Below are 17,104 nucleotides of genomic sequence, written 5' to 3' on the forward strand. Positions count from 1 at the left end.
CGCCGTGAGACCGCGCGGCTTGCCGGCGGCCAATACTTCATGCGAGCCCCGCGGCGGGACGGCTCGCACTCCTGTTCATCGCAAGCGCCTGCCGCTGGCGCGATCGAATACGAGTACCTTGCCGAGGTCGGCGCGCAGCGCAATCTGGCTGCCGGCGCGCAGATCGGTACGACCGTTGAGCATCACGCAACAGGTCTGCCCAGCAACCGTGCCGAACAACTCGGTTGCGGCACCCGTGGGCTCGACCACGTCGAGCGCGAACGGCATGCCGTCCTCGCCTGCGAGGCCGAGATGTTCGGGCCGCACGCCGTACACCACCTGCTGGCCGTGCGCGGCATTGACAGGCGGCACCGGCAATGCGAGTTCGCCGACGCGAACGCATGCGCCATCGCCATGCTGTTCATACACACCGTTGAAGATATTCATCGCCGGCGAGCCGATAAAACCCGCCACGAAGAGATTGTCAGGATCGTCATAGAGCGCGAGCGGCGTGCCGATCTGTTCGATTTCGCCACCGTTGAGCACGACAATGCGATCAGCCATTGTCATGGCCTCGATCTGGTCGTGAGTCACGTAGACCGTGGTGGCGCGCAAGCGCTGGTGCAGCGCCTTGATCTCCGCGCGCATCTGCACGCGCAGCCGCGCATCGAGATTCGACAGCGGCTCGTCGAACAGAAAGACCTTCGGGTCGCGCACGATGGCACGGCCCATCGCCACCCGCTGGCGCTGGCCGCCTGACAGGTGGCGAGGATGTCTGCCGAGCAGCTCCTGCAAACCCAGCAGCGCCGCCGCCTTTTGCGCGCGCGCCGCAATCTCCTTGGCGTCGTGGTTACGCAGCTTGAGCGCAAACGTCAGGTTTTCGAGCACCGTCATGTGCGGATAAAGCGCGTAGTTCTGGAACACCATCGCGACATCGCGATCACGCGGCGGCAGCGCGTTGACGATCTGCCCGTCGATCAGGATGCGCCCGTGCGTAACGCCCTCGAGCCCCGCCAACGCGCGCAGCAAGGTGGATTTGCCGCAGCCGCTCGGCCCGACGAGCACCAGAAACTCGCCGTCCGGTACAGCCAGGTCGATCTGCTTGAGAACCTGAACGGCGCCGAACGACTTGCGCACCTGTTCGAATGCAACGGCTGCCATTCCCCTCGCCTCCACGTGATTGCCATGTCCGCGGCCTGCTGACTGGTGGCCCGGAACACGCTCGTTCCGCGACTCGTTAAATTTTAGGTATGAAAACATATTTCATGTATGAAATTTACTAGGTGTTTTCCCCGTCTGCGGAATGGCCGCCAGGATCGCTCATTTCGCCTTCTCCGGCCCTACAATCCCTCTGGTTATCATGTGCGCCATCTGATCGGGCATCCGTTGGCATTGCGGGAGGAAAATTGAACGACAACGCGACACGCTACTCGGCGCCGGCCCTGGAAAAGGGCCTCGACATCATCGAACTGCTGGTGGGCCACCCCGAGGGCTTATCGCTTGCGGAACTCGCCAAGGAACTGGGCCGCACCACCGCGGAGATCTTCCGCATGGTGGTCACGCTGGAAACGCGCGGTTATCTGCAGGCTGCCGGCGACCGCTACGTGCTGTCGCTGCTGCTGTTTCAATTGGCGCACCGGCATCAACCGGTGCGCTCGCTCGTGTCGACCGCGCTGCCGCTGATGACGCAACTCGCCAAGCAGGCCGGGCAGTCGTTTCATCTGTGCGTGTATCAGAAGGGCCGCGTGTTGATCGTGGCCGGCGTCGAAAGTCCCGAGCGCTGGGGTTTCTCATTGAAGGTGGGAACCTTGATCGGTCTCACCGATACCGCATCGGGGCAGGTTCTGCTGGCGTTCCAGGAAGAGCCGCAGCGCCTCGAGATGCTCGAACTGCATGTGCCGGTGGAAGGCGAGCAGGCCGTGGATCCCCAGCAGTTGACGAAGGACCTGGCGCAGATCCGCAAACACGGTAACGCGCGGATGCCGAGCCGCCAGGTCAAAGGCGTGAAGAACCTCGCCTATCCGGTATTCGGCCGGGATGGGCACGCCATTGCAACGCTAACCTCGCCGTATATCGAGCGGATCGACAACGCCCCTGTACCGTCGATGAGCGAGGTGGGAGAAATGATGAAGCAGGCGGCGCAGACGCTGACCGCGCTGATGGGGTTCAACGTGTACTGGGACGCGTCGACGCAGTAACGTGCATGCGTCAAACGCGGCCCCTGGCACACCCAGCGCCAACTGACCTCAGGGCGTCGCGCCCTGCTGCGCAAGCGTACTGTCCACCATCGCCTGCGCTTCCTCGACGATGCGCGTCAGATGCTCCTCGCCGAGGAAACTCTCCGCGTAAATCTTGTAGATATCCTCAGTACCTGAAGGACGCGCGGCAAACCAGCCGCTCTGCGTGATCACCTTGATGCCGCCTATGGCTGCGTCGTTACCCGGCGCACGGTCGAGCACCTGCAGGATCTTTTCGCCAGCCAGTTCGGTATGCGGAAACTGCGAGGGCGACAACCGTCCCAACAGCGCTCGCTGTGGCGCCGTAGCGGCCGCCTGCACGCGGCGTTCGACCGGCTCACCCAGGCGCTGGGTCAGATCCCGGTAGATTTCAGCAGGGTCGCGGCCGGTGCGTGTCGTGATTTCGGCCGAGAGCAGCGCGGGCACGATGCCGTCCTTGTCAGTGGACCACGCTGTGCCGTCGAGCCGCAGGCAACTCGCTCCCGCGCTCTCCTCGCCACCGAACCCCAATGAACCATCGAGCAGGCCGCTAACGAACCATTTGAAGCCAACAGGCACTTCGTAAAGCGTGCGCCCAAGCTTCTCGCTGACCCGATCGATCATCTGACTGCTGACGATGGTTTTGCCCACCGCTGCACGAGTTGGCCAGTGCGGTCGATGCGCGAACAGGTAATCGACGAGCACGGTGAGATATTGATTGGGCGGCATCAGGCCCGCTGCGCGCGTGACGATGCCGTGCCGGTCATGATCCGTGTCGCACGCGAAGGCCACATCGAAGCGGTCCTTCTGGGCGAGCAGCGGCTGCATCGCGTAAGGCGAAGACGGGTCCATGCGAATCCGCCCGTCCCAATCGAGACTCATGAAGCGAAAGGTCGGATCCACTTCATCGTTGAGCACGGTGAGGTTCAGGTGATAGCGATCCGCAATCGGCCCCCAGTAGTGCACGCCGGCGCCGCCGAGCGGATCGACGCCGAGGCGGATCGGTGCACCGCGGATCACATCCATGTCGAGCACGTTGACGAGGTCGGCGACGTACGTGTTCAGATAGTCGTGCCGGTGCGTGTGCGACGAGGCCAGTGCCTTCGCCAACGGCACACGCAGCAGGCCATCGAGACCGGCCTCGAGCAAGCCGTTCGCGGCCTTTTCGATCCAGCCGGTGACACTGCCGTCAGCGGGGCCGCCATTCGGCGGGTTGTATTTGAAGCCGCCGCTATCGGGCGGGTTGTGCGAAGGCGTCACCACGATGCCATCAGCGAGGCCCGCGGTGCGGCCACGGTTATACGTGAGGATTGCGTGGGAAACCGCGGGCGTAGGCGTGTATTCGCCGTTCTGCGCGATCATGACGTCGACGCCATTGGCGGCCAGCACCTCTAGCGCGCTGACGTTGGCGGGTTCGGAGAGCGCATGCGTATCGATGCCGAGAAACAGCGGCCCATCGATCCCCTGCTGCTTGCGGTAATGACAGATAGCCTGCGTGATGGCGAGCACATGCCATTCATTGAAGCTGCGTTCGAACGGCGAGCCGCGGTGCCCCGAGGTGCCGAACGAAACGCGTTGTGCGGGGATCTGCGGGTCCGGCGTTTCTGAATAGTACGACGTGACAAGCCGGGGGACATTGACAAGCATTTCATGCGGTGCGAGCTTGCCGGCGAGCGGATTGATGTTCATGGATGCCCTCCCGTTCTTTTGAGTATCTCAGCATACTCTGCCTGGGCGGGAACGGACAACGCTACGCGCTCGCGGCGCGTGCCACCTGCGCGCTGGCACGGCGCTCAGCCAGCACCGGACGCACCAGACTCCAGATCAGCGCCACGCCCACCAGATCGCCGAGGCCCAGCGCCACGAAGAACGGTGCATAGCCGATGGTCATGACGAGCGCGCCCATCACCAGGGTAAAGCCGAGGTTGCCGATACCGGCGCTGAGCGCCGCGAAGCCCGTCACGGTCGCCACCTCATGACGCGGAAACAGATCCGCGGACATTGAAATCACTGTCACCGATAGCGTCTGATGTGCGAAGCCGCCGAGGCACAGCAGGAAGATCGCCATGGCCGGATCCTTCACATAGCCGACGCCTGCCATGGCCGTCATCAGCAGCGCGCCGAACGTGAAGACAACGCGCTTGCCGTTGATGATCGAGAGATTGAAGTGACGATTCAGAAAGAAAGACACGGAGCCGCCCATCAGGCAGCCGACATCGGCTGCAACGAACGGCAGCCACGCGGTCATCGCAATCGCTTTCAGATCGAAGCCGCGCGCCTGATGCAGATACAGTGGCATCCAGAACACCAGGGTGCCCCACACGGGATCGGCAAAGAAACGCGGCAGCGCGATGCCCCAGAAATTACGCGAGCGGAAGATTTCGCGCAGATTCGGTTTCGAACCGTCTTCGGCAAGACCAAGCGCCTTGCCGTCGACGATATATGCGGCTTCTCGCTCGCTTAGCGCAGAGTGCGCGCTCGGGTGACGATAGAAGGCGATCCACAACACGGCCCAGATAAAGCCGATGCCGCCTGCGATCACGAAGGCAGCTTGCCAGTTGTAGCGCAGGATCGACCACGCGATCAGCGGTGGCGCGGCAATCGCGCCAATCGACGTGCCGATGTTGAACACGCCCGCGGCAATCGCACGTTCGCGCAGCGGGAACCAGAACGCTGCGAGCCGCATGCCGGCCGGAATGAACGACGCCTCGACGAGGCCGAGCATGCCGCGCAAAACAAACAGACCGACCCAGCCAGTGGCAAAGCCGTGCGCCATGCAGATAACGGACCACGCGAGGCCGCACAGCAGAAAGCCAAAACGCAGGCCAATGCGATCCATCAGGTAACCGGTGAGCGGGCCACCCAAGGGGTACATGACGAGAAACGCGCCGGTAATCCAGCCGTACTGACTGGTGGTGATGTGCAGGCTTTGCATGACCGTCGGCGCGGCGATGGCGAGCGAACTGCGCGCCAGATAGTTCATGACCGTGCCCAGTGCCAGCAAGGCGATCATCCACCAGCGTAGCCCTCGTACCTTGATTCCCATGATGGCGTCTCTCTCCACTCGATATGGTTTTTAAAAGCGGCCAACGCACGTCGGTACCGCTCGCCTCGCGGTAGACATCGTATGTCCGTCAACCTGTCGGGATCAAGGAGGAGATCACGGGTGTTTACCCGGTGTTCGGCGCAAAGCCATGATACGACTAGGAAATAAGGCTAGGCATGAGGTCGGGGACGCGCTGAAGCCTATCAGACGCCGCACTCAGTTGTACGACAACTAACAGCATAGGATTGCATTCGCGGCCTGCTCCACTCCGTCTCCCGATGTCAAAACCATAAAAAATGCTTAATCGGTCTGGCGATGCCGCGTTACGTCGCCTCACCCATCATGCGTTCAAGGCCCCAGCGTCGCCCACGGGCTGCCCACGACTCGACTCCCTTGCATTTTGAACGGCACCCAATGAACGCCATTGTCCTTGTCGCGTTACGCAGACCTTTGACTTTTGTAGTGATGAGCATCCTGATCGTGCTGTTCGGCGGTATGGCGGTGCTCAGGACCCCGACCGATATTTTCCCGAACATCCGTATTCCGGTGGTGGCTGTGGTCTGGACGTACAACGGTCTGACGCCACAGGACATGTCCGGCCGCGTGATCTACTACTACGAGCGCTCGCTCACCTCGACCGTCGAGAACATCGAGCATATCGAGAGCCAGTCGCTCTACGGGCGCGGCATCGTCAAGGTGTTTCTGCAACCGGGCACCAACGTCGCCGCAGCGCAGGCGCAGATCACCGCGGCCTCGCAGACCGTACTCAAGCAGATGCCCGCCGGCATCACGCCACCGCAGATCCTTTCGTATAACGCCTCCTCGGTGCCGGTGCTGGACCTGCAGGTGTCGGCGGCCGGCATGACTGCGGCGCAGGTCTACGACATGGCATCCAATCTGATCCGCCCGCAACTGGTCGCGGTGCCCGGTGCTGCGATTCCAACGCCGTATGGCGGCGCCTCGCTGAACGTCGAAATCGATCTCGATCAGACCAGGCTGCTCGCGCACGGCCTGTCGGCAGTCGACGTGGCGCACGCGCTCAGCTCGCAAAACGTCGTGCTGCCCGCCGGTGATCAGAAGATCGGCGCACTCGACTTCATGGTCGAAACCAACGCAAGTCCAATCGCCGTTTCCACCTTCAACAACCTGCCGATCAAGACCGTCGACGGCGCCACCGTTTATCTGCGCGACGTGGCCTATGTGCACCGCGGCTCGCCACCGCAGATCAACGCCGTGCTGGTGAAAGGCAAGCAGGCGGTACTGATCCAGATCCTGAAGAGCGGCGATGCCTCGACGCTCGCAGTGGTCGACGGCATCAAGAAAGCACTGCCAGGCATTATCCGCACGCTGCCGCCCGGCGTGAAAATCACCACGCTCAACGATGCCTCGGGATTTGTGCGCGACTCGGTGGATGAGGTGGTGCAGGAGATGATCACCGCTGCCATCCTGACCGGCCTGACGGTGCTGCTGTTTCTCGGCAGCTGGCGCTCGACGCTGATTGTCGCCACCTCGATCCCGCTCGCCATTTTGTGCTCGGTGCTGGTGCTCTCGTGGCTCGGTCAGACCATCAACGTGATGACGCTCGGTGGTCTGGCGCTAGCCGTGGGGATTCTCGTGGACGACGCGACCGTCATGATCGAGAACATCGACTCGCATCTGGAGGCCGGCGCGGAGCTTGAACCCGGCATCATCGACGCGGCTAACCAGATCGTCGTGCCCACGTTCGTCGCGACACTGTGTATCTGCATCGTCTGGCTGCCGTTGTTCCAGTTGAGCGGCGTGGCCGGTTATCTGTTCCTGCCGCTTGCTGAAGCCATCATCTTCGCGATGATCGCCTCGTTCATCCTCTCGCGTACGCTCGTGCCGACCATGGCAGCCTATCTGCTGCGCGGCCAGGTGGAAGCGCACAAGCACGGACATGCCCCCAACCCGGGACCGTTCACGCGCTTTCAAAGAGGCTTCGAGCACCGCTTCACCCGCTTTCGCAACCAGTACAAGGTGTTGCTGACCGGCATCGTGGCGCACCGCGGCCGCTTCATCTCGATCTTCGTGGCGGGCTCGTTCGCTTCGCTCGGCCTGCTCGGCTTTCTCGGCCGCGATTTCTTTCCGAGCATCAAGTCGGGCGAGATCGACATGCATATGCGTGCGCCGGTCGGCACCCGTCTCGAGGAAGCGTCGCGGCTTGCGGTACTCGTGAATGCCTCGATCCGCCAGATCCTGCCCGGCGAAGTCACCAACGTCCTCGACAATTGCGGCCTGCCCGCCAGCGGCATCAACGAGGCCTACAACTCGACGGGGACCATCGGTCCGCAGGATTGCGACATCACGATCAGCCTGAAGAACGACCGCTCGCCCGTCGACGATTACCGGTTCAAGCTGCGGCGTCAGTTGCCGCTGCTGTATCCGGGTACCGCTTTCACATTCCTGCCCGGCGACATCACCGCGAAGATTCTCAACTTCGGCTTGCCCGCGCCGATCGACGTACAGGTTGCCGGCCGCGGGCAAGCTGCGAACTTCGCCTACGCGCAGGAACTGGCCGCGCGCATCCGGCGCATTCCTGGCAGCGCGGACGTCAACATCCAGCAGGCGTTCGACGAACCCACGCTGAAGATCGCGGCATCGCGCTCATTCGCTTCGGGGATCGGGCTGACGGAAGCAGATATCGCCAACAACACGCTCGCCACCTTGTCGGGTAGCGGTCAGACGGCGCCGACGTATTGGCTCGACACCTCGAGCGGCGTCTCGCACCTCGTCAACCTGCAGACGCCACAGGATCAGCTGAGCTCGATGAACGATCTGGAGACCATACCAATCGACAAAGGCGATGGCGATCCTAACGACCACGGCGTGCAACTGCTCGGCGCACTCAGTACCATCAGCCAGACCGGCACGCCGTTGCTCGCCTCGCACTTCAGCATCCTGCCCGCCATCGACATCTTCGTGAGCAACCAGCGGCGCGACCTCGGTGCGGTTCACGATGCGGTCGAGAAAGTGGTCGCCGATATGGCCGACCAGGTGCCGCACGGCGCGTCAGTCCACTTGCGTGGCCAGGCCCAAACCATGAGCAGCGCCTATTCGCAGTTGCTGGAAGGACTCGCGCTGTCGATCCTGCTCGTGTATCTCGTCATCGTCGTCAACTTCCAGTCCTGGCTCGACCCGTTCATCATCATCACCGCGTTGCCCGCTGCGCTCGCGGGAATCGTCTGGAGCCTGTTCCTGACGCACACCACGCTGTCGGTGCCGGCGCTCACCGGCGCCATCATGTGCATGGGCACAGCGACGGCCAATTCGATTCTGGTGGTGTCGTTCGCCCGCGAACATTTCGCAGTCCACGGCGACCCTGTCGCGGCCGCCATCGAAGCCGGCTTTGCCCGTATCCGTCCGGTACTGATGACGGCGCTCGCCATGATTATCGGCATGCTGCCGATGTCCTTCAGCAATACCCAGAACGCCCCGCTTGGACGCGCCGTGATCGGCGGCCTGCTGGTCGCCACCTTCGCCACCTTGCTATTCGTACCTTGCGTGTTCGCGCTGCTGCATCGCGACCGGAAGACCCAGACAGACAGGGAACTGCACGCATGAACACCCTTCGAGATCTCTCCCTCCCCGGCCGTCCGAAAGTGCGGCTGCTGACCGGCGTGGGCCTGCTGGTCGCGCTCGCCCTCGTGGCGCTCGGCATCGTCCAGCGGCACGACAACCTCGCCGATCTGCGCGACGTCGCCAACGAAGATTCGGTCCCGCCCGTGCAGGTAATGTCGCCGATGCCCGGACCCGCCTCGCGCACCATGACGCTGCCCGGCAACATCCACGCCTGGTACTCGGCGCCGATCTATGCGCAGGTGTCCGGCTATGTGTCGAAGTGGTACAAGGACTACGGTGCGGTGGTCAAGGCGGGCGATCTGCTCGCCACCATCGACGCGCCCGCTGTCGATGAACAATACGAAAGCGCCCAGGCGAATCTCGATGTCGCCCGCACCAACTACAACCTCGCGGCGGTGACGGCCAAACGCTGGACCGCCCTGCAGGGAACGGAGGCCGTCTCGCAGCAGGAAGTGGATGTGCAGGTGGCGAATGCCGCCGCACAGAAGGCCCAGGCACGCGCAGCAGAGCACCAGGTCGCGCGTTTCAAGGTGCTCGAAGGCTTCAAGGCAATCGTTGCCCCGTTTGACGGTGTGGTGACGTCGCGCAACACGGACGTCGGCAACTACGTCAATGCAGCCGGCGGCGACGTCAGCTCACAAGGCGCGGCCGACGAGCTATTCAGCGTCTCCGATATCCACGAGATGCGCGTGTTCGTCTCGGTGCCGCAGGACTATTCCTCGATCCTCAAGCCTGGCCTGACCGCCACGCTCTCGCTGCCGCAGTATCCGGGCCGCAGGTTCGAGGCCACCTTCGACACCACCGCGAATGCCTTCAACCCGCAGACGCGCACGGTCGTAACCGAGTTGCTGGTGAAGAACCCCGATCATCTGATCTGGCCTGGCACGTATGCCGACGTACATTTCGTCATACCATCCGATCCCAACGTGCTGATCATCCCCGAACAGGCCTTGCTGTTTCGCGCGGAAGGCATGCAGGTCGCGCTGGTTGGGGCCGACGACAAGGTTCATCTGCAGGACGTCAAGCTCGGCCTCAACCTCGGGCAGACCGTGCAGGTGGTCTCCGGTCTGACGCGCAGCGACCGCTTGATCGTCAATCCCTCAGCCGGGATTCTCGAAGGCGAAAAGGTGCGAATCGTCACCGGTGCGCCTGGCGTCGCGCTCTCTCCGCAGTTCCAGGCCGCCGCCCCTGTCCCCGCCAACCTGAGCGCTGCGCAGCGCGCCAAGATTGAAGCCGCACGTAACGATTCGGGGAAATGATGCGCTGTACCAACCGGCAACCTGGCCGCCAATTTACCCGCCTGTTTGGCCATCGGATTTTCCGCGTGAGGCCGATTGCCTGCCTGGCAATGCTCACCGTTCTTTCGGGCTGCGATCTCGCACCCACCTATACGCCGCCTAAAATGATCCTGCCGGCCGACTACCGCGGCTCGGGACCGTTCGTCGAAGCGACTCCGCAGGATCAGCTCGCCCGCGGCCCATGGTGGCAGATGTTCAACGACCCCGAGCTCGATCGCCTCGAAGCTCAACTCGATGCGGCTAATCCCGATCTGCTGGCCGCGCAGGAAACCTATACCCAGGCGCGGGACGTCGTCGGCGAAGCTCAATCGGGCCTGTTTCCGCAATTGACCTCGCAGGCGTTCGTCAGCCAGAACGGAGAATCCGCGCACACGCTGTTTCATAGCGGCACCGGCCTCAATCACGAGCAGTCGAACGGCTACGGCGCCGCAGCCACCTGGGAGCCCGACTTCTGGGACGAGATCCGCAATAGCGCGAAGTCGGCGAAGGCAAGCGCCCAGGCCACGGCGGCGCAAGTCGCTTCAGCCCGGCTTAGCCTCGAGATGGAACTGGCCAGCGATTACATGGCCGCTCATGGCCTCGATACCGAGCATGCGGCGTATCAGCAGGCCATCGCTTCGTATCTCGACGCGGTCAAGATTACGCAGATGCGCTATGCCGGCAAGATTTCCTCAGGCCTTGACGTCGAACGTGCCCAGAATCAGCTCGCTTCGGCGCAAGCCATGGATACGGACGTTGAAGCACAACGCGCCGTTCTCGAACATGCGATCGCAGTGTTGAGCGGCGCGAACCCCACCACGTTCAGCTTGCCGGTGCGCACCGACGCTCATATCGCGCTACCGGAAGTGCCGGCCGGCGTGCCCTCGGCTCTGCTGCAACGGCGCCCCGATATCGCTCAGGCCGAGCGCGCCATGGCGGCTGCCAATGCAGCGATCGGCGTCTCTCGAGCGGCTTTCTATCCGAACATTCGCCTCAACGCGATGGGCGGCTTCGAGGACACGGGCTTCGCCCTGGCCTCGCTGCCCAATACGCTGTGGGCAGTGGGTGCGTCCGCCATGCTGCCGCTATTCGAAGGGGGTTTGCGCAAGGCTGAGGTGCAGGCGAGCTGGTCCAGGTTTGCCCAGACCGGCGACAACTACCGGTCGACGGTGCTCACCGCGTTCCGGCAGGTCGAAGACAATCTCGTGCTGACCAGCAAGCTCGCCACCGAGGCGGCCCAACAGCAGGCCGCCCTGCAGGCCGCCCTCAAGGTGCAGAACATCTCCATGAGCCTGTACCGGGATGGTCTGGACAACTACCTGAATGTCACCGTGGCGCAGATCGCGGCACTCACCGCGCAGATTACGGAAGTGCAGGTGCAGACGCGACGTCTGCAGACCGCGGTGGCGCTCACGGGCGCTTTGGGGGGTGGCTGGAGCACGGCTGAGCTCCCCACTGCGGACCAGACCCGGCCGTTCAATCCAGTGAGCCTGAGCACCGCGCCTGGCGATGTGCACGAGCCGCAATAGTCATGGATTTTCCTGGCCAGACCGAGACGATGTGATTTAAATATCTCTTCATTTTCATGCACCCGCTGCGATAAATCGCCCGCTTTATTCTGTATCTAACCGGCAAACGCAGCGGCAAATGCAGCGGCAAATACAGCAGCAAACGCAGCAACAGGCGCAGCACACCTACGTTGTATCGCCGGGCCGCTTAAAGCCATATACGCATGGAGATGAAACGATGAAACTCATGACGCTCGCCGCATTAGCCGGCGTATTCCTAACCAGCGCAGCGTTTGCGCAAACGACCTCCTCGCCAAACGGCGCTCACGCTAGCGATTCCAGCAGCGCCATGACGGTCGCTCAGCAACAGCCGCAAGACGGTCAATGGGTGGCGCCGTACGGTCAGCCGGTCGCCGGCAAGACGCGCGCCGAGGTTTATCAGGAACTCGTGCATGCCGAGCAGGATGGGCAACTCGCCTACCTCAACAAGACGGTCTACGCACACCATTAACGACGCTGATGTCCTCTCGCGGTTACGCATCGCGCTGCATCCAACGGGTGCGCCGGTGCGCGCGCACCTCTCTGTAAAACTGGCGGAACCATGAAACTACGAAGCTTGACCATCAAGATCGTGCGGCTAGCTGTTTTTGTCGCGGCTGGCGCGACGCTGTGCGGATGCGCATCGCTGCATCCATCGCCTAACGGACCCGGCGACTGCATGGGACCACCTGACTTCTGCCAGCCGTTCTTTGGCTCATAGACGGCTTGCAGGCGACGCATAGGGCCGCGTAGCGCGGCCCCGGCGACGCATCAACCGTTGATGTTGCCACTACAATTACCGTGCATGCAATCGCGACGGTATTCGACCTGCAGCTTCTTCTCCGCCCGCTCGATTCTGCGCGGATAGTACGGATCGGCCGGGGCGGGCCGATAGCCGACGTCCTCGAGCTCCTTGAGGTTCTGCATGACTTGCGCGTGGGTGAGATCACCCGCCGGTTGCACGAACGGATAATCGTTGCATTCCTGGGGCGTGAGTGTGGGTGCCGCCATTGCAGCGACGCTTGCGGTCATCAGAATGGTGGATGCGATGGCATGAAGATGCAGTTTCATGGTGCCTCCGGACAAGACGGACTATTAAAAGATTCAGGCTTCCCGATTGATAGAGGAGTCTTAACGATCCAGATGCTTCGACTCGTCCATCCACGATTGCCCGATGTCTTCAGAATAGCCCGGTGCCGCGTAAACGCGGACTCATCACCATGAAGATTGCTTCATGCAAACGTCACATTCCCCATCAGTCATTCACTGACAGCACAAGCGTGGGCGCAGGAATATCCTTTGCATCGATTTCCACATTTAACGGCGCCACAGCCGTTCCGATGGCGAAGAACTCGATCACATGGCTCTCCCAGCGATACGACTTCTCGTGGATCATCGTGCCAATCACCCCTTCGGCCTTGGCAGTTTGCGCTTCGATCTGCATGCGCTCGATCGCCAGTTCGCGTGCGCTATAAATAGCCTGGGTGAACTGCTCCAGTTCGACGTTGCGGCCGGCCTGGTTGAACGCTTTCAGCATGCCGCGATGCGCGACGTGATACACGCAACTGCCCATGACGAGCTCGATGGGCCGGTAGCCGGAATTCAGAAGCGTGTAGAAGTCCTGACCTGACAGGTCCGAGGTGAACGGACCGCCGTCGTGAGCGCGAAAGCCTTTGGTGTCGTGATTGTGGACAACGCCTGTGCCGATCGCCACGAACTCCAGGATGTCCGCATCCCACTCGACATGCTTGATCTCGAGGCGCACGCCCACAATGCCGTCTGCGCCCATGCCACGGGCTTCCTCACGCATGCGCGACATCGCCAGCTCGCGAGCGTGGTACATCGCCTGGGACAGCACTTCCAGTTCCTGGTTCTTGTTCCACGAGCCGTACTGGATCCCGACGTGATAGATGCTGCTGCCCACGCACAGGCCGATCGGCTCGAAGCCGGCCTTGCGAACCAGCAGGAACTCGTTGACCGACAGGTCGGAGGTGAACACCGAGGTCGGATGGGCCGCGCTGCGCAGCCCCTGAAGGCGCGCCTTGGCGTTCGCGGGAAGCTGGGCGGTGACGTCTTGCATCGTGTTTTCAGGCATGTTTTCCCTGAGGAGAAGAAGGTTCAGATACCGTCGCTATAGGCGTTGTGGTGCTCGGAAGTGGAACGCAGGTTGTCGCGCTTGTCGCTCAAGTCGAGCACGAATTCGATTTCGTGAGGTACGGGAACGCCGCGCGGGCAATCGACCACCGTGCCCATCACAATGTGCCGGCCCAGCAGCGGGTTATTCCTCGACTCGCTTTCCAGACGGATCAGCTGGCTAAACTGCAGTTGCGCAAGCACGCCCGAACCCTGGCGAGCCGCGTCTGCGCGAAGATCGGCGTGAGCGTGGCGGCGGATCCGCTCCCAGAACGCCGTGGTCTGCAGCAAAGGCTGGTTGCCCCACCAGCCGCCACCGGTGTCGAGCGGACCGTTGCTCCACTCGAAACGCGCGCCGACGGCAAGGCCCACCGGGATGATGCCCGCCTCCAGCAACTGCATGAATTCCAGCGCCGGTACGGTCGAGATGACGGGCTCGGTGCTCGGCGACAAGCCTTCGATACGCACCGCCGTGCCGACCAGCGAGTAATCCATGCTGTTTTCAAGGTACAGGTCGACGGTCACCATCCTGACGTCGATCACCGCGTTGGCGCCCAGCGCAACTGCTTCCGCCTGCAGGCGCTTGATGGCAGTGCGCCAACCCTGCGCGTGCCCTTCCGTCCACGAAAATCCGTAATGCATCCAGCACGTTGCCGCGATCGGCGCGAGCATTCTCAGGCCATGGCTGCGTGCCAAGGCCATCTCTGGCGCGGTCAGGGTGGATACCCACGGTAGCGTGCCGCTTTTCGAATCCGCGAGACGCTGGTGCACCATGTTCGGCACGCCGTCAGCGTCGAAGAAATCCGGCGCCGGGCCGCGCGGCGTATTGGAGCTATTGCTGGAACCAAACAGCGAAGTCAGCCAACCCATCGGCATCTCCTGCGTAATTGTTCGAGTGGATCAGAGTGCGGCCAGCAGCTCGGCCATTGCGCGCGCCTTCTCGGTGCGTTCGTGGACCTGCGTCATCAAGCCAGCCATCCACGTGTGAGGATCGATTTCGCGGGTCGACAGCACAACCCCTTTGACCTTCTTTTCGATCTCGGTCGCGAGGTGCCGGCCGTCTCTGAGGCGCATGGTATAGGTCTCGTTGTCGAACGCCACTGAGACGCCGACAATTTCCTCAGTTTTCCGAAACAAACCATGCCGGACGCGATGAACCTGCGAATGGTTCGGCAACGCCTCGGAGATAATCAACGCGAAGCGCGAGAGGAAGCCGGCGCGATCGGCTTCGGCGTGGCGCAGCCATGCGGCAGCAAGGTCGAAGCTCAAGGGCGACGAGCCCGCGGCGAGGCCGCCGTCAAGGTCGGATCTGGATTCGGACACGTCACGCTCCCGGCGGCGCGGCGAGCGCCTGGGCCTGCACCCCGCGCATGCCTTCTACGAGCTTGTTACGCACTTCGATCAGCTTTTGCTCGCGCTCGCGATCTTGCGCGAGAACCTGCTGCTCGATCGCGAGCACTTCTTTCATCGTTTCGATCGACTGGGTTGCCGCTGCCGCCAACGATTCCAGGTTGCGCGGGTCGCCGCCCAGGCTGTGCGCGGCATCGACCGCCGCATCATGTGCGCCCTGCACCGCGAGCTCGGTGATCCGGCGGGCCGCCTCGTCGAGCTTTTCGCTTTCTTCACCAGCGCGACGCGTGTCGGCCTGCACCACGGCCTGCGCCGCCACGGCCATCAGGCGCGGAATCGTCACCATGATGCCGGTCGTGAGCTTGCTCACTCGCGTCTCGGCCGCCTTGCGGTTGGACGCAATCAACGGAATCAGCGTCGCCGCGGAAATCATCGCTTCGCGAAGATCGCTGATCCTGCCGCGGAAATTGCCCAGCGTGTTGCGGTAGTCCATGGCGATGGCGGCGTCGCCTGCCGTATTGGTGCGCAAGGCCACCTGGCGCAGCTGTTCCGCTTCGCTGACGCCACGCTCCAATGCCAGTTGCATCGCGGCAATGCCGATAGACAGACTGCTGACACCCTGCCGCACTGCTTTCGACTGTTCGTCGAGCTGTTGAATCGTGATCATCAGATCAGCCTTGGCGCGCCGTGCGCGAGCCTCCTCCGCGTCCATCAGACCGAGAAACTGCTTGCGGTTCTCCTGGAACGTTTTGGCCGCGCTGTGCGCCACCTTGCCCAGGCGCCCCAGCTTGCTGAGGAAGCCGACGGCTTTGGGCGCAACTTCACGCGCCTCTTCCTGAAGCTCCTCGATACGCAGGATCTTGATGCCGTCGATCACAGCGGCAGCAATGCGACCGATCTCGCCCGCTTCTCCCACGGTGGTATCGGCGAGCAGGCGACGTGACGCGAGCGCGAGCGGCTGCAAGGCCGTGTCGACGAAGCTCAGCGTGGTCGTGGTGTCGTCGAAGCGGATGCCGTCGGCCAGTGTCTGGGCGATCGCACGTTGTTCCGGCGCCAGCGAGGAGAGGTCGACCAGCCGCTCTGCGGGCGCCATCGGCGTCAGCACCTCGACGGGAAGATTGGAAGTGGCTGTAGCGGGCCCGGGCGTGACCTGCAATGCACCGGCTTCAGCGGGCTCGTCTGCTGCGTTCAGGAAGGCCGCCAGATCCAGGGGCTGCTCGGTGGGTCTGGACGGATCTTTTGAATTGGGATCGCTCATGGGAAGCCGGACGGTAATTAGGGTGGCGAATGAAGAAGCGCATAAAGAGGCAAATAACGTCCCCGATGGCCCAACAGCATAAACCTGAACCGGTCTGTCGAGAACAGGCTGTCGTGCAATAAATCGCCGGTGACGTGGGCTCTTCGCGGACTTGTCATGCCCGGGGGTGCAGGCCGTCGCGCCCCGTCCGCGGTGCCAGCGACAGCCAGGTGTGGTTGTCCGTGCCCTGGTACGCGTCACGCGTGCTGTGCGCTACGCATCGTGGATGTAAGCCTTGCAGATCCATTGCGCATCGGTACGATGTACGCGCATGTCTGGGAGCCAGTTCACGGCAGGGGTGGACAGGGGATCGTTAAGCGCGGGTTGCGGCATCGTCTCGTCTTTCCTGAAACGGCGCATAGTCTCGAGGCTATACATATCGAATGCCTCCGCACACCAGACGCCGTCCTGCGGACAGACATTGCCTCGGCTGACAAGCGTGCCCAACGGCACGCGCTCAGCCTTCGCACTTTTGACGGGTGCCACGGGAAGCCCTGTCGCTGGGTCGAGGTTCTTCTCGCGGGCCAGCTTTTCAACCAGCGCATCGGAGGGTTTCTGCGGCGGCACGGCTGCGGCCTGTTCCTTCTCCCACCGGAACGTGCCGTCCCACGGCGGTAGCGGTGCCGGCGGCAGTGGCACGATCTGGTCGACGTCGGGGA

General features: G+C 62.7%; 14 protein-coding genes. 5 read left to right on the forward strand and 9 right to left on the reverse strand.

Annotated elements, in window-relative coordinates; genetic code table 11:
- Positions 1-75: 75 nt before the first annotated feature.
- Positions 76-1,140, reverse strand: coding sequence for an ABC transporter ATP-binding protein (locus tag P3T24_RS23230; protein WP_429438168.1), 1,065 nt, complete (start codon positions 1,138-1,140; stop codon positions 76-78).
- Between the two features lie 245 nt (positions 1,141-1,385).
- Here P3T24_RS23230 and P3T24_RS23235 point away from each other — a divergent pair, with 245 nt between their 5' ends.
- Positions 1,386-2,177 (forward strand): IclR family transcriptional regulator, encoded by a 792-nt coding sequence (locus tag P3T24_RS23235; RefSeq protein ID WP_083611406.1) that lies wholly within the window; start codon positions 1,386-1,388, stop codon positions 2,175-2,177.
- A 48-nt stretch (positions 2,178-2,225) separates the two neighbouring features.
- Here P3T24_RS23235 and pgm read toward each other — a convergent pair whose 3' ends face one another.
- Together pgm and P3T24_RS23245 are read right to left on the reverse strand one after the other, a co-directional pair.
- Positions 2,226-3,884 carry a phosphoglucomutase (alpha-D-glucose-1,6-bisphosphate-dependent) gene (gene pgm / locus P3T24_RS23240; RefSeq protein WP_429438170.1) on the reverse strand — a complete coding sequence of 553 codons (1,659 nt, stop codon included), beginning with the start codon at positions 3,882-3,884 and terminating at the stop codon, positions 2,226-2,228.
- A 61-nt stretch (positions 3,885-3,945) separates the two neighbouring features.
- A complete protein-coding gene (locus P3T24_RS23245; protein ID WP_429438172.1) occupies positions 3,946-5,241 on the reverse strand; it encodes an MFS transporter in 1,296 nt (431 codons plus the stop codon).
- A gap of 414 nt (positions 5,242-5,655) precedes the next feature.
- On the opposite strand from P3T24_RS23245, the gene P3T24_RS23250 reads away from it, so the two are divergent.
- The 4 genes from P3T24_RS23250 to P3T24_RS23265 all read left to right on the forward strand — a co-directional run bounded on the left by P3T24_RS23250 (position 5,656) and on the right by P3T24_RS23265 (position 12,137).
- Positions 5,656-8,823: an efflux RND transporter permease subunit gene (locus tag P3T24_RS23250; protein WP_074264493.1), complete on the forward strand. Its 3,168-nt coding sequence runs from the start codon at positions 5,656-5,658 to the stop codon at positions 8,821-8,823.
- Positions 8,820-10,100: an efflux RND transporter periplasmic adaptor subunit gene (locus tag P3T24_RS23255; protein WP_429438174.1), complete on the forward strand. Its 1,281-nt coding sequence runs from the start codon at positions 8,820-8,822 to the stop codon at positions 10,098-10,100. The genes P3T24_RS23250 and P3T24_RS23255 overlap by 4 nt, the downstream gene beginning before the upstream one ends.
- The gene (locus P3T24_RS23260; protein ID WP_429438176.1) at positions 10,097-11,647 is read left to right on the forward strand and encodes an efflux transporter outer membrane subunit; all 1,551 of its coding nucleotides are present in this window, start codon (positions 10,097-10,099) and stop codon (positions 11,645-11,647) included. Before P3T24_RS23255 ends, P3T24_RS23260 begins: the two co-directional genes overlap by 4 nt.
- Positions 11,648-11,864: 217 nt before the next feature.
- The gene (locus tag P3T24_RS23265) at positions 11,865-12,137 is read left to right on the forward strand and encodes a DUF4148 domain-containing protein (RefSeq protein WP_429438178.1); all 273 of its coding nucleotides are present in this window, start codon (positions 11,865-11,867) and stop codon (positions 12,135-12,137) included.
- Between the two features lie 299 nt (positions 12,138-12,436).
- Here P3T24_RS23265 and P3T24_RS23270 read toward each other — a convergent pair whose 3' ends face one another.
- The 6 genes from P3T24_RS23270 to P3T24_RS23295 all read right to left on the reverse strand — a co-directional run.
- On the reverse strand, positions 12,437-12,736 hold the full coding sequence (locus tag P3T24_RS23270) for a DUF4148 domain-containing protein (protein ID WP_429438180.1): 300 nt from the start codon (positions 12,734-12,736) through the stop codon (positions 12,437-12,439).
- Positions 12,737-12,920: 184 nt separating this feature from the next.
- Positions 12,921-13,760, reverse strand: coding sequence for a heavy metal-binding domain-containing protein (locus P3T24_RS23275; protein WP_208297107.1), 840 nt, complete (start codon positions 13,758-13,760; stop codon positions 12,921-12,923).
- A 23-nt stretch (positions 13,761-13,783) separates the two neighbouring features.
- Positions 13,784-14,668 carry a heavy metal-binding domain-containing protein gene (locus tag P3T24_RS23280; protein ID WP_429287009.1) on the reverse strand — a complete coding sequence of 295 codons (885 nt, stop codon included), beginning with the start codon at positions 14,666-14,668 and terminating at the stop codon, positions 13,784-13,786.
- A 30-nt stretch (positions 14,669-14,698) separates the two neighbouring features.
- Positions 14,699-15,121: a hypothetical protein gene (locus P3T24_RS23285; protein ID WP_429438182.1), complete on the reverse strand. Its 423-nt coding sequence runs from the start codon at positions 15,119-15,121 to the stop codon at positions 14,699-14,701.
- Position 15,122: 1 nt separating this feature from the next.
- Positions 15,123-16,406: a toxic anion resistance protein gene (locus tag P3T24_RS23290; protein WP_074264486.1), complete on the reverse strand. Its 1,284-nt coding sequence runs from the start codon at positions 16,404-16,406 to the stop codon at positions 15,123-15,125.
- 252 nt (positions 16,407-16,658) lie between these two features.
- On the reverse strand, positions 16,659-17,104 hold a 446-nt coding region (locus tag P3T24_RS23295), incomplete at its 5' end, for a DUF6396 domain-containing protein (protein WP_429438184.1).

It is taken from the genome of Paraburkholderia sp. GAS33 (assembly GCF_050436645.1).
Taxonomy (GTDB): Bacteria; Pseudomonadota; Gammaproteobacteria; order Burkholderiales; family Burkholderiaceae; genus Paraburkholderia; species Paraburkholderia phenazinium_B.

What these genes read in the sequence shown, in the direction of transcription:
- P3T24_RS23230 (WP_429438168.1), bottom strand. Translation starts at nt 1,140, where the DNA reads ATGGCAGCCGTTGCATTCGAACAGGTGCGCAAGTCGTTCGGCGCCGTT.
- P3T24_RS23290 (WP_074264486.1), bottom strand. Translation starts at nt 16,406, where the DNA reads ATGAGCGATCCCAATTCAAAAGATCCGTCCAGACCCACCGAGCAGCCC.
- P3T24_RS23255 (WP_429438174.1), top strand. Translation starts at nt 8,820, where the DNA reads ATGAACACCCTTCGAGATCTCTCCCTCCCCGGCCGTCCGAAAGTGCGG.
- P3T24_RS23270 (WP_429438180.1), bottom strand. Translation starts at nt 12,736, where the DNA reads ATGAAACTGCATCTTCATGCCATCGCATCCACCATTCTGATGACCGCA.
- pgm (WP_429438170.1), bottom strand. Translation starts at nt 3,884, where the DNA reads ATGAACATCAATCCGCTCGCCGGCAAGCTCGCACCGCATGAAATGCTT.
- P3T24_RS23245 (WP_429438172.1), bottom strand. Translation starts at nt 5,241, where the DNA reads ATGGGAATCAAGGTACGAGGGCTACGCTGGTGGATGATCGCCTTGCTG.
- P3T24_RS23265 (WP_429438178.1), top strand. Translation starts at nt 11,865, where the DNA reads ATGAAACTCATGACGCTCGCCGCATTAGCCGGCGTATTCCTAACCAGC.
- P3T24_RS23260 (WP_429438176.1), top strand. Translation starts at nt 10,097, where the DNA reads ATGATGCGCTGTACCAACCGGCAACCTGGCCGCCAATTTACCCGCCTG.
- P3T24_RS23250 (WP_074264493.1), top strand. Translation starts at nt 5,656, where the DNA reads ATGAACGCCATTGTCCTTGTCGCGTTACGCAGACCTTTGACTTTTGTA.
- P3T24_RS23275 (WP_208297107.1), bottom strand. Translation starts at nt 13,760, where the DNA reads ATGCCTGAAAACACGATGCAAGACGTCACCGCCCAGCTTCCCGCGAAC.
- P3T24_RS23280 (WP_429287009.1), bottom strand. Translation starts at nt 14,668, where the DNA reads ATGGGTTGGCTGACTTCGCTGTTTGGTTCCAGCAATAGCTCCAATACG.